The sequence below is a fragment of the Paraburkholderia lebeckiae genome, from assembly GCF_050436225.1.
Taxonomy (GTDB): domain Bacteria; phylum Pseudomonadota; class Gammaproteobacteria; order Burkholderiales; family Burkholderiaceae; genus Paraburkholderia; species Paraburkholderia tuberum.
In genome coordinates this window covers 229,960-242,721 of record NZ_JBNDLU010000002.1, presented here as the reverse complement: position 1 = coordinate 242,721, position 12,762 = coordinate 229,960, and the positions used below count along the sequence as shown (strand labels likewise).

General features: G+C 65.6%; 10 protein-coding genes. 3 read left to right on the top strand and 7 right to left on the bottom strand.

All coding sequences use genetic code 11. The features are described from left to right. Positions 1-185: 185 nt before the first annotated feature. The 3 genes from dacB to OKW45_RS15870 all read left to right on the top strand — a co-directional run bounded on the left by dacB (position 186) and on the right by OKW45_RS15870 (position 4,233). Positions 186-1,826: a D-alanyl-D-alanine carboxypeptidase/D-alanyl-D-alanine endopeptidase gene (gene dacB / locus OKW45_RS15880; protein ID WP_429469748.1), complete on the top strand. Its 1,641-nt coding sequence runs from the start codon at positions 186-188 to the stop codon at positions 1,824-1,826. Positions 1,827-2,014: 188 nt separating this feature from the next. Then, the gene (locus OKW45_RS15875; protein WP_429469746.1) at positions 2,015-2,932 is read left to right on the top strand and encodes a sterol desaturase family protein; all 918 of its coding nucleotides are present in this window, start codon (positions 2,015-2,017) and stop codon (positions 2,930-2,932) included. A 95-nt stretch (positions 2,933-3,027) separates the two neighbouring features. Next, a complete protein-coding gene (locus OKW45_RS15870; RefSeq protein ID WP_429469744.1) occupies positions 3,028-4,233 on the top strand; it encodes an SGNH/GDSL hydrolase family protein in 1,206 nt (401 codons plus the stop codon). Positions 4,234-4,394: 161 nt separating this feature from the next. On the opposite strand, the gene OKW45_RS15865 is transcribed toward OKW45_RS15870, so the two are convergent. From OKW45_RS15865 to OKW45_RS15835, 7 genes are all read right to left on the bottom strand, one after another. Beyond that, positions 4,395-5,447, bottom strand: a complete 1,053-nt coding sequence (locus OKW45_RS15865) for an L-threonylcarbamoyladenylate synthase (RefSeq protein WP_429469742.1) — start codon at positions 5,445-5,447, stop codon at positions 4,395-4,397. Positions 5,448-5,457: 10 nt separating this feature from the next. After that, on the bottom strand, positions 5,458-6,654 hold the full coding sequence (locus OKW45_RS15860; protein ID WP_026226020.1) for a 5-(carboxyamino)imidazole ribonucleotide synthase: 1,197 nt from the start codon (positions 6,652-6,654) through the stop codon (positions 5,458-5,460). Between the two features lie 105 nt (positions 6,655-6,759). Beyond that, positions 6,760-7,278: a 5-(carboxyamino)imidazole ribonucleotide mutase gene (gene purE, locus OKW45_RS15855; RefSeq protein ID WP_018421699.1), complete on the bottom strand. Its 519-nt coding sequence runs from the start codon at positions 7,276-7,278 to the stop codon at positions 6,760-6,762. A gap of 57 nt (positions 7,279-7,335) precedes the next feature. Then, a complete protein-coding gene (locus tag OKW45_RS15850) occupies positions 7,336-8,226 on the bottom strand; it encodes a phosphoribosylaminoimidazolesuccinocarboxamide synthase (protein ID WP_184006461.1) in 891 nt (296 codons plus the stop codon). Positions 8,227-8,359: 133 nt separating this feature from the next. After that, positions 8,360-9,424, bottom strand: coding sequence for a class II fructose-bisphosphate aldolase (fba, locus tag OKW45_RS15845; protein ID WP_429469739.1), 1,065 nt, complete (start codon positions 9,422-9,424; stop codon positions 8,360-8,362). A gap of 187 nt (positions 9,425-9,611) precedes the next feature. Continuing rightward, positions 9,612-11,048: a pyruvate kinase gene (pyk, locus tag OKW45_RS15840; RefSeq protein ID WP_018421702.1), complete on the bottom strand. Its 1,437-nt coding sequence runs from the start codon at positions 11,046-11,048 to the stop codon at positions 9,612-9,614. Between the two features lie 487 nt (positions 11,049-11,535). Continuing rightward, positions 11,536-12,729, bottom strand: a complete 1,194-nt coding sequence (locus OKW45_RS15835) for a phosphoglycerate kinase (RefSeq protein ID WP_429469737.1) — start codon at positions 12,727-12,729, stop codon at positions 11,536-11,538. Between the last annotated feature and the right edge of the window lie 33 nt (positions 12,730-12,762).

Here is a 12,762-nt window from a genome sequence, read left to right as displayed (position 1 = left end):
ACCGCAGCCTCGCGGGATGTCACTACAATGGGCGCTTTGCGTCGCGCGACGGCCGTCGGGTAGACTGCGGCGCGCCACCGCGCCGTCAAGGCGCCCAGCTTGCCGTTCCATTGTCCCGCGCACGCCGCACGCCGCTCGCCGTACACCTTGAAATCCTGCCCGTCCGTTTGCCCGTTCACCCGTTCATGACGCACGCTTTTCTGTCTTCCGTCGCACGCCGTATGGCGCTGCGCTCGCGCCGTATGTTCGATCGCGCGGCCTTCATGCCCAACCGCGTCATGCCGCGCGCGGCCGTCTGGCTCTGCGCCGCCGCGCTCGGCGCAGGCACGCTGCTGCCGCTGACCGGGGAGGCCCGCGTCAAGGCCACGCATCCGAGCGTCAACATCACGACGGTACTGCCGCAGCCGGTGATGGTCGGTCTGCAGCGCGCGCACGTGCCGTTGTCGTCGATCAGCGTGGTCGTCGAAAAGGTCGGCGATCGCACGCCGATCCTCGCGCTGAACGCCGGCAAGCCGATGATGCCCGCCTCGACGATGAAGCTCGTCACCACCTATGCGGGCCTGTCGATCCTCGGGCCCGGTTACCGCTGGCGCACCAGCGCGTACGCGGACGGCCCGCTCGACGCGAGCGGCGTGCTGCACGGCAATCTGTACATCCAGGGCACCGGCGACCCGAAGCTCGTGCCCGAAGAACTGATCGACCTCGTGCAGAAGATTCACAAGGCGGGCATCAACGGTATCGACGGCGCGCTGGTGCTCGACAAGCGCTACTTCGATCGGTCGACTCGCGACCTGCCCGCGTTCGACGACGACGTGAACGCGCCGTACAACGTCGGCCCCGATCCGCTGCTGTACGCGTTCAAATCGCTGTCGTTCACGCTGACGCCATCGCCGGACGGCACTGTGGCGATCGACGTGCTGCCCGCGCTCGCGCAACTGCGCATCGACAACCAGTTGCGTGCGACGAGCGGCCCATGCCGGGGCGAGCTGCCGACGCCGACCGTCACGCCGGAGCCTGACGGCACGCTCGTCGCGTCGTTCATCGGCGACTTTCCGGTGCGCTGCGACGCGCGCACGATCAACGTCGCCGTGCTCGATCACTCGACGTTCTTCGCGCGCGGCTTCCTCGCGCTGTGGCAGCAAACCGGCGGCACCTTCACGGGCGCGACCCGCGAAGGCGCAGTGCCCGCCGGCGCGAAGCTCGTCGCCACGCACGAGGGGCCGATGCTGTCGGACATCGTTCGCGACATCAACAAGTTCAGCAACAACACGATGGCGCGCAACCTGTTCCTGACGATCGGCGCCGCCGAGGAAAGGCCGCCCGCCACGCCCGCGAAAGCCGCGCACGCGGTCGAAGCTTTCCTGACGCGCGACAGCCTGAACACCGAATACCTGTCGCTCGATAACGGCTCGGGCCTGTCGCGCGACGAACACATCACCGCGCTCGCGCTCGCCGATGTCCTGCAACGCGCGAACGCGAGCCCAGTCGCGCAGGTGTTCGTCGACTCGCTGCCGATCGCCGGTGTCGACGGCACGATGCGCAACCGCCTGACCAGCCAGGGCGCGGACGGCAACGCGCACATCAAGACCGGCACGCTGCGCGACGTACGCGCGATCGCCGGCTACGTCGCGTCGGCCGACGGCAACAGTTATGTCGTCGTCAGCCTGATCAACGATGCGCATTCGGAAGCGGCGCGCGCCGCGCACGACGCGCTGCTCGAATGGGTGTACGAAGGCCCGTCGCAGGGCTTCACGAAGGTCTCCGCGCCCATCGGGGAAGCGCGCGAGAAGCCCAGGAAAAACCCGCGCAAGCGCGGCAGCCACTGAGTATTCCTTCTAGCGATGCCGCGCGCGGCAAGCTGCTAACCGTGTACGCTGTCGGGCAGCATGCGGCGCGCGACATCACGGGTTTGCTGCGCAGGGCGCCGCTCGCGCAGACCGCGCGACCTCGCGAACGATAACGACACCACCCGCCGCATACCGCGCGGCGGTCAGGGACCAGGAAGGGAGACAAGATGCAATTCGATGCCGAATTGCTGCTGCTCGCCATGGCGCCCGTCTTTCTCGCCTGCATCGGCTGGGAGGCGTGGCACGTGAGCCGCACGCGCCCGGCCGAGCGCCTCTATAGCTGGCGCGACACGCTGTGCAACGCCGCGCTCGCGCTGCTGCAGCAGGCCGCCGACAAGCTCGCGTGGCTCGCGCTCATCCCTGTCTACGCGTTTTTCTACGAGCATTACCGCATTCATACATGGCCGGCGACGTGGCTGTCGTTCGTCGTGCTGTTCGTCGCGCAGGACCTGCTCTATTACGTCTTTCATCGCTGCAGTCATCGCGTGCGCTGGCTGTGGGCCGCGCACGTCGTGCATCACTCGTCGGAGTGGATGAATTTGTCGACCGCGTTCCGCCAGAGCCTGATGTACCCGGTCGCCGGCATGTGGGTGTTCTGGAGTCCGCTCGCGATCCTCGGCTTTCCCCCGAAGCAGATCGTCGCGATCGTGCTGATCAATCTCGGCTTCCAGTTCTTCGTGCATACGCAGGTGATCCGCAAGCTCGGCTGGCTCGAATACGTGTTCAATACGCCGTTGATCCATCGCGTGCATCATGCGCGCAACGATCGCTACATCGATCGCAATTACGCAGGTGTACTGGTGATGTGGGATCGCCTGTTCGGCAGCTACGTCGAAGAAGATCCGCACGAGGCGCCGCAGTACGGCATCGTCGAGCCACTGCACACGTACAACCCGCTGAAGGCGACGTTTCACGAATGGGCATCGATGGCCGCAGACTTCGCTAGCGTGCGCGGCTGGCGCAACAAATGGCGTGCGCTGTTCGCGCCGCCCGCCTGGGCCGCCGCTTATCATGCGCAGCGCGCGAAGGGAGCCGGCTTGAACTCAAACCATACGGTCGCGCTTCGGACATCGCGCAGGCCGTAGAAGATTCTGTAAGCTGTCGTCACGCCGCCAACGCGGTGGACGCCGCCTGCAACACATGGCATCAAGGGCCACACATACGAGGAGATGCAGTCAACATGAATCAAACCGCTTCGAAGAAACAGCAATGGTTGCGCGTCACGCAGATCGCAGTGGCGAGCGCAGCGTTCGCCGCGCTCGCGGCATGCGGCGGTGGCAGCGACAACAATAGTTCGAGCAGCAGCACGCCGTCAGGTGGCGTCAAGTTGCAGGTCGTGTCGTTCGGCGACAGCCTGTCGGACGTCGGCACGTATTCGCCGGTGATCCAGGCCAGTTTCGGCGGCGGTCGTTTCACGACGAATCCTGGCGAAGTCTGGACGCAGAAAGTCGCTGAGTACTATGGGGATACGCTGACGCCAGCTTTTGTGGGCGGCTTCGGAGTGCCACTGAAGGCCAACGGCGGCTTGGGCTATGCGCAAGGCGGCTCCGATGTGGCGAACCCCATCGGCATTGGCTTCGCACCCAATAGCATGGCGGCCACGACCGTACCTGTCACGTCGCAGATCGCGCAGTACCTGACGGACCACGGCAGCTTCAATTCGAATCAGCTCGTGCTGGTGAGCGGCGGCGCCAACGACGTCCTGCAACTGTTGCAGAACACGCAGTTCATGACCGACCTCCAGACCCAGCTCGCGACGGCCACCTCCTTGCAGCAACAGCAGTTGATCATTGGGACGGCGGTTGGAACGCAGCTTCAGACGACTATCCAGAGCTTTGTGGGCGTCGTCGGCACCGCCCTCTCGAAAGGTGCGACACATGTCGTCGTCATGGACGTGCCGGACATCGGCCAGGCGCCGCTCGCGGCTGCCCAAGCGGCAGCAAGCAATGCGCCGCAACTGCCGACGCTGATTACTGCCATCGTGACCGCATACAACACGCTGGTCGCGAATGGACTCAAGACAGCCGGGATTGACACGAAAGTGATTCCGGTCAGCTCGTTCGCCTGGCAGCATCAGTTGCTCGCCAGCTACCAGTCGCAGGGATTTTCCAATGCAACGGGCACGGCCTGCGCGCTCCAACAGATGGAGCAGAACGCGACCGCTTATGCGACGGCCAATCCGTCGGTGCTGCAAGGCGGCATGACGGCGCAGCAGTACGGCCAGCAATTCGGCTCGTCGCTGTTCTGCTCGCCGCAGACCCTCACGGTAGCGGGCGCCGACCAGTCGTATGTCTTCGCCGACACGCTCCATCCGACGACGCACGCAAACGCTGCGTTCGCAACTTTCGTCGAACAGCAGATCGCGGCGACGGGTCTGGGCAAGTAAGCGCACATCCGGCGTCCGGCGGGAGCGTTGTCTCCCGCTAACGTCTTCTCGAACTTTAGTTCGATACGAAAAAAGCCCGCCTCATTCGAGTCGGGCTTTCTGCTTTTGCGTGTTCGCTTTTGCTTGGCGCGCGAAGTATCAGAGGCGAAAACGTAGCGCCTTCAGGACTCGTGCGCTTCGAATGCTGCCGCCGCGCGCCCGAGCCGATCGTTGACCGCAATCCATTCGATCGTATCGGGCAGCTTCTCGATCAGAATCCGCATGACGTTCGCGCGATCGAGCGCGCGCAGCAAGCCATAGAGCTCGCGTGCATAGACGTGCGGATCTTCCGGCGCGGCGACGAAATGCACGCCGTCGGCATCGGCCCACCGTCCCGCACGCGATGCGCGCGCGACCAGCGCGACGCGCTCGCCCGGCTCGCGCCCCGCGAGCAACGGCTCGAGCTCACCGAACGGCAGCAGCAGGAGCGGCGTGCGCGGCGCGTAATGCGCTTTCAACGTGCCCGACGCGCGCGGCGCGGTCGCGTCCGACCCGTCGGGCAGACGCGGCGCCTCGCCGAGCACGTCGGCGATATCCTGCGGCGTCACGCGACCGGGCCTCAGCAGCGCCGGAAAGCCGCGCGACAGATCCAGAATCGTCGACTCGATGCCGACATCCGACGCGCCGCCATCGAGCACATGAATCGCGCTACCGAACTCGTCGCGCACATGCTGCGCGGTGGTCGGGCTCACATGTCCGAAGCGGTTCGCCGACGGCGCGGCGACGCCGCCATGCCCGCCGCGCAACGCGCCGAACGCTTCAAGCAACGCCTGCGCAACCGGATGCGACGGACAGCGCAGTCCCACCGAGTCCTGCCCGCCGCTGACCGCCGCGGGAATGCGCGCAGCGCGCTTGAGGATCAGCGTGAGCGGTCCCGGCCAGAATGCGTCGATCAGGCGCTGAGCATCCGCCGGCAAATGCTCGACCCAATAGTTCGGATCGCCATGCGGCGCGAGATGCACGATCACCGGATGATTGGCCGGCCGCCCCTTCGCCGCGTAAATGCGCGCGACCGCGTCCGGGTTCTCGGCATCGCCGCCGAGGCCGTACACGGTTTCCGTCGGAAATGCGACCAGCCCCCCCGCGTCGAGCAAGGCCGCCGCGTGCTCGATCTGCGCGGCGCTGACCGGCAATGCGTTGGTAGCGTCCTCGGCGGGTTTCTGTTGATCCGGCATGGCGCGCGCGTCAGCTGGTAGCGATGTGCAGCAGCCGCGCGCAATCGCGCGCCGCGGTGCGAGCTTCTTCGAGGGTCGGCGCGGTGAAGTTCACGTGGCCCATCTTGCGGCCGCAACGCGCCTCCTCCTTGCCGTACAGATGCAGGCGCGCTGACGGCATCGCGGCGACTTCCTGCCACGGCGGCGTGACCGCCGCGCGCTTCGGACCGTCCGGAAACCACACGTCGCCGAGGATGTTCAGCATCACCGCCGGCGAATGCTGGCGCGTGTCGCCCAGCGGCATGCTGGTCATCGCGCGCACCTGCTGCTCGAACTGGCTCGTCGCGCAGGCGTCGACCGTGTAGTGGCCGGAGTTGTGCGGGCGCGGCGCCATTTCGTTGGCGACCAGCGAGCCGTCTTCGAGAATGAAGAATTCGACGCACAGCACGCCGACGTAGCCGAGCTTCTCGGCGATCTGCAGCGCGGCCTGTTGAGCCTGCTGCGCGAGCGCCGGCGACGCGTCTGGCGCGGGGACGATGGTGTGCGATAGCACCCCGTCGCGATGCGTGTTCTGCGCGAGCGGATAGACGACCGACGCCCCGCTCGCCGCGCGCGCGATCAGCGCCGACACCTCGAACTTCAGCGGCAGGCGCTTCTCGAGCACACACGGCACGCCGCCGAGCGACGCATGCGCCTCACGCACTTCCTCGGCGTTGCGCACGCGAATCTGGCCTTTGCCGTCGTAACCCATGCGCGCCGTTTTCAGGATGCCGGGCAGCACCGCTTCGAGCTCGGCATCGCCCAGCGCCGCAAGCGCATCCGACGACTCGAACACGACGTGCGGTGCAACCGTCACACCCGACGACGCGATAAAGCGCTTCTCGGCGATCCGGTCCTGCGCGACGGCGACGCAACGCCCCGCCGGGCTCACGAAGGTGGTCTTGCCGAGAAAGTCGAGGCTCGCGGACGGCACGTTCTCGAATTCGGTCGACACCGCCGCGCACAACCGCGCGAGTTCGGTGAGCGCCGCTTCGTCGTCGTAGGCCGCGCGCAGGTGGCGATCGGCGACCGCGCCGGCCGGGCTGGTTTCGTCCGGATCGAGCACGGCGACGCGATAGCCCATCGCCTGGGCGGCAAAGCAGAACATGCGGCCGAGCTGGCCGCCACCGACCATGCCAAGCCATGCGCCGGGCAGAATCGGTGAAACCGGTGTGTTGTCAGGGTTCATCTTGGTGGTCGGTCGCGGCCGGATACGCGTCGCGCTCATGCAACGAGCGGCGGGCATCCGGCCGGGGGGTCGGACAGGAGACGTCTTATTAAACAACCAGCGCGCTTACAGCGCCGGCAATACCATCGCGTGAGCCGCTTCGTTCTGGCGCACACGGAATGCAGCGAGCTTGTCCGCGTATTCGGCGCTGGTGCCGGAGAGCAGGGACACCGCGAACAGCGCCGCGTTCGCGGCACCCGCCTCGCCGATCGCAAACGTCGCGACCGGCACACCCTTGGGCATCTGCACGATCGAATGCAGCGAATCGACGCCCTTCAGATACTTGCTCGCGACCGGCACGCCGAGCACCGGCACCGTGGTCTTCGCGGCCAGCATGCCGGGCAGATGTGCCGCGCCGCCCGCGCCCGCGATGATCGCGCGAATGCCGCGCTCGCGCGCGCTTTCAGCATAGGCGAACATTTCGTCGGGCATGCGGTGCGCGGACACGACCTTCGCTTCGTACGGTACGCCGAATTCCTGCAGAATCGCGACGGCGTTTTTCATCACTTCCCAGTCGGAACTGGAGCCCATCAATACGCCGACGACCGGCGCATCATGCGTATGGGCGGTTTGTGCTTCACTCATCTTTACGGCTTCCTTGTTTCCCGGCAATGCGCGCCTGACACGGCGCGCGCGATCAGATCAGTCGAGCTTGTGGCCGGTCAGGCGCTCGAGCGCTTCCTGATACTTTTCGCCCGTTTTCGCGACCACGTCGTCCGGCAGTTTCGGCGCCGGCGGCTCTTTCTTCCACGGCTGGGTTTCGAGCCAGTCGCGCACGAACTGCTTGTCGAACGACGGCGGGTTCGTACCGACCTGGTACTGGTCCGCCGGCCAGAAGCGCGACGAATCGGCGGTCAGCGCCTCGTCCATCAGGTACAGCTTGCCGTGGTTGTCCAGACCGAATTCGAACTTCGTGTCCGCGATGATGATGCCGCGCGTGGCCGCGTAATCAGCGGCTTCCTTATACAGACGGATCGAAATGTCGCGGATCGTGGCCGACAGCTCGGTACCGATGCGGCGCTCCATCTCGTCGTAAGTGATGTTTTCGTCGTGGTGGCCCATCTCGGCCTTGGCGGCCGGCGTGAAGATCGGCTCGGGCAGCTTCTGCGCGTTCTGCAGGCCTGGCGGCAGTTGCACGCCGCAGACCGAGCCGGTGGCCTGGTAATCCTTCCAGCCGCTGCCGGCCAGATAGCCGCGCACCACCGCTTCGACGAGGATCGGCTCGAGTCGCTTGACGACCACCGCGCGCCCCTTGACCTGCTCGACTTCGTCCGGCGCGACCACCGACTCCGGCGCGACGCCCGTCAGGTGGTTCGGCACCACGTGCTTCAGTTTCTCGAACCAGAAGTTCGCCATCGCGTTGAGCACGCGGCCCTTGTTCGGAATCGGCTCGCCCATGATGACGTCGAACGCCGACAGACGGTCGGTCGTGACGATCAGCAACTGGTCGTTGCCCACGGCATAGTTGTCGCGGACTTTGCCGCGGCCGAGCAGCGGCAGCGAGCGGAGCGTGGATTCGTAGAGGGTAGACATCGTCGTGGTTCGCTAAAAGTGGTGCAAAAAATGTCACCGGAACAAAAGGGAAACGCCGTTCCCCCGATGATGCGGGAACGGCGATCGGACGACAACCTGGCCAAACGGCCTGGCGCGGAGCCAAAACTACAGCTTAACGGACGACTTGCGCGAGCTCGCCCGACTTGTACTTCTCCGCAATTTTATCAAGCGAAACCGGCTTGATCTTGCCAGCCTGGCCTTCGCAGCCGAATTGTGTGTAACGGTCGATACAGATCTTCATCGCCGCTTCGCGCGCCGGCTTCAGGTAATCGCGCGGATCGAACTTGCCCGGGTTGGTCGCCATGTAGCGACGGATCGCGGCCGTGATCGCCAGACGCAGGTCGGTATCGATGTTGACCTTGCGCACGCCGTGACGGATGCCTTCCTGGATTTCTTCGACCGGCACGCCGTAGGTTTCCTTCATGTCGCCGCCGAATTCGCGGATTTCCGCGAGCAGCTCCTGCGGCACCGACGACGAGCCGTGCATCACGAGGTGCGTGTTCGGAATGCGCTGATGGATTTCCTTGATGCGCTGGATCGAGAGAATATCTCCCGTCGGCTTCTTGCTGAACTTGTAGGCGCCGTGCGAGGTGCCGATCGCGATGGCCAGCGCGTCGCACTGGGTCAGCTTGACGAAGTCGGCGGCCTGCTCCGGATCGGTCAGCAGTTGTTCACGCGTCATCGTGCCTTCGGCGCCGTGGCCGTCCTCCTTGTCGCCCTTCATCGTTTCGAGCGAACCGAGCACGCCCAGCTCCGCTTCCACGGTGACGCCGATCGAGTGCGCCGCCTCGACGACCTTGCGCGACACTTCGACGTTGTACTCGTACGATGCGACCGTCTTGCCGTCGGCTTCGAGCGAACCGTCCATCATCACGCTCGTGAAGCCGCTGCGAATCGCCGCCATGCACACCGCCGGCGACTGACCGTGGTCCTGATGCATCACGACCGGAATGTGCGGATACGACTCGACCGCCGCTTCGATCAGATGACGCAGGAACGGCTCGCCCGCGTACTTACGCGCACCGGCCGACGCCTGCATGATGACCGGAGCGTTGATCTTGTCGGCCGCGGCCATGATCGCCTGCACCTGCTCCAGGTTGTTCACGTTGAATGCCGGAAGGCCATAGCCGTTTTCCGCAGCATGGTCCAGCAGTTGACGCATTGATACGAGAGGCATGCTGAAACTCCTTAGATTGAAACGAATTCTTTTGCCGTCGGCATCTTTTGCGGCGATTTTATCGCGAAGCAGGCGGCGTTCCCGCGATGACACCGGCGCTTTGGTGCGCCGTCGCACATGGACCGTGCGGGTTTCGCCGCCCTGCTTCGCTCAATCGGGCCCGTGCCGATCGAGCGGTCTTGCCTGATCAGTACGGTTCGCCAACCCGCACGATCTTCAACGTGTTGGTGCCGCCCGCCTGACCCATCGGCTCGCCGACCGTCAGCACGACCATGTCGCCGTGCGACGCGTAGCCCTTGCCGACCACCGTTTCGAGCGCTTGCTGCAGCGCCGTGTCGCGGTCGGTGTTGGTGTCCAGATGCAGCGACGTCACGTTGCGGTACAGCGCCATCGCCCGTTCGCTGCCGACGCGCGGCGTCAGCGCGAAGATCGGCACGTGGGTCCAGTGACGCGACATCCACAGCGCGGTCGAGCCCGATTCGGTCAGCGCGACGATGGCCTTGGCGCCCAGGTGATAGGCGGTGAACAGCGCGCCCATCGCGATCGACTGATCGATCCGCGTGAACGTGCGGTCGAGGAAGTCCTTGTCGAGCTCCGACTGCTCGGACTTTTCCGCTTCGACGCAAATCGCGGCCATCGTCTCGATGGTCTGCACCGGGTACTTGCCCGCCGCCGATTCCGCCGACAGCATCACCGCGTCCGTGCCGTCGAGCACCGCGTTGGCGACGTCCGACACTTCAGCGCGAGTCGGTACCGGCGCGTGGATCATCGACTCCATCATCTGCGTCGCGGTGATCACGAACTTGTTCGATTCGCGCGCCATCCGGATCATGCGCTTTTGCAGTGCCGGCACCGCGGCATTGCCCACTTCCACAGCCAGATCGCCACGCGCGACCATGATGCCGTCCGACGCGTCGAGGATGCCTTGCAGCGCCGGAATCGCTTCCGCGCGCTCGATCTTCGCGATCATCTTCGGCTTGATGCCGTATGGCGCGCCGGCGATATTCGCGAGCTGGCGGGCCATTTCCATGTCGGTCGCGTTCTTCGGGAACGACACCGCGACGAAATCGACGCCGAGCGACATCGCCGTACGGATATCCTCCATGTCTTTCGCGGTCAGCGCGGGCGCCGACAGACCGCCGCCCTGGCGGTTGATGCCCTTGTTGTTCGACAGCTCGCCGCCGATCTTCACGACCGTGTGGATCTCGTTGCCGATCAGGCGCTGCACGTTCAGCACGATCAGGCCGTCGTTGAGCAGCAGTACGTCGCCCGGCTTCAGGTCGCGCGGCAGATCCTTGTAGTCGAGGCCGACGCGCTCGTCGTTGCCGAGCTCGCAGTCGGCATCGAGGACGAACGGATTGCCGGTGACGAGCGTCGTGCGGCCGTTCTCGAATTTGCCGACGCGGATCTTCGGGCCTTGCAGGTCAGCCATGATGGCGACTTCGCGGCCGGCCTGGCGGGCCGCCTCGCGCACGAATTCGGCACGCTGGCGATGGTCGTCCGCGGTGCCGTGAGAGAAATTGAGCCGCACCACGTCCAGGCCCGCCTGAATCATTTGCAGCAGGATTTCCGGTGTGCTGGAAGCCGGACCGATAGTAGCGACAATCTTGGTGGCGCGATGCATGAGTCTCCTCGTCTGGATAGGATCGCTGGAAAGAGCGCTGGGGGGCTGCTGCGGAGTCTGCGCATCGAAAGATGCTGCCTGGGGGCGCGCGCCGGCTGGGGCCGGGGTCGCTTTGTGGAGTGATGCGGGTGATGCGGTATTCGAGACCGGTGCCTTGGACACCGGGGATTTGCTGTCCTGCTCGCCGGAAGGCTGTTCCGGCTGGGCCGAATCGTGTTGAGCCGATTCGACCTGTGCCGTCGGGGGCTGCTCCGCATCGCCGGTCGGAGCATGCGCTGCAACCGGTTCCGCGGGCGCTCCGGCGGCTAGCGCCGGTTCGGCGGCCGCGGGCGCTACCAGCGCTTCGGCCGCCACGTCCTGTCCGGCCGCTACCGAAGCAGCGGCCGCGCGTGTCGCGCGCTCCCCTGCCGGCGTTGCCGCGTTGCCGCGCGGCACTTTCACGCCACGCGCCTTGGTCGACTTCGCCGCTGGGGAGCGCGTCGCCACGTTAAGCCCGCGATTCCAGAACTTCTACCGCCGGCAGCTTCTTGCCCTCGAGGAACTCGAGGAATGCGCCACCGCCCGTCGAAATGTAGCTGACCTTGTCGTGGATGCCGTACTTGGCGATTGCCGCGAGCGTATCGCCGCCGCCTGCGATCGAGAACGCAGCCGAGCGCGCGATCGCGTCCGCGAGCGTCTTCGTGCCGTTGCCGAACTGGTCGAACTCGAACACGCCGACCGGGCCGTTCCACACGATCGTGCCGGCCTTCTCGAGTTGCGCGGCGAGCATCTTGGCCGTTTCCGGGCCGATGTCGAGGATCATCTCGTCGTCCTGCACATCCGCGACGGCCTTTACTTCTGCCTTCGCGGTCGGCGAGAACTCCTTGGCCGTGACGACGTCGGTCGGGATCGGCACCGAGGCGCCGCGGGCCTTGGCCGCGTCGATGATCGCCTTCGCTTCGTCGACGAGATCGGCTTCGGCGAGCGACTTGCCGATCTTCAGGCCGGCCGCGAGCATGAACGTATTGGCGATGCCGCCACCGACGATCAGCTGGTCGACCTTCTCCGCGAGCGACTTCAGGATGGTCAGCTTGGTCGACACCTTCGAGCCCGCGACGATCGCCACGAGCGGACGCTTCGGCGCGCCTAGCGCCTTGCCGAGCGCTTCGAGCTCAGCGGCGAGCAGCGGACCCGCGCAGGCAACCGGCGCGTACTTCGCGATGCCGTGCGTAGTCGCTTCGGCGCGGTGGGCGGTGCCGAACGCGTCGTTCACGTAGATATCGCAGAGCTTGGCCATTTTCTGCGCGAGCTCGTCGGAATCTTTCTTTTCGCCCTTGTTGACGCGGCAGTTTTCGAGCAGCACGACCGAGCCCGGCGCGACGTTCACGCCGTTTTCGACCCAGTTCGCGACGAGCGGCATGTCGCGGCCGAGCAGCTCCGCGAGACGCTTCGCCACCGGCGCGAGCGAATCTTCCGGCTTGAAGTCGCCTTCGGTCGGACGGCCAAGGTGCGAGGTGACCATCACCGCGGCGCCGGCGTCGAGCGCGGCCTTGATGGCCGGCACGGAAGCGCGGATGCGGGTGTCTTCGGTGATGTTGCCTTGATCGTCCTGCGGCACGTTCAGATCGGCGCGGATGAACACGCGTTTGCCGGACAGCTTGCCTTCGGCGATCAGGTCGGAGAGACGCAATACCTTGTTCATGGGCTTGAGTATGCGAGTTGATGAGAAGGCGGT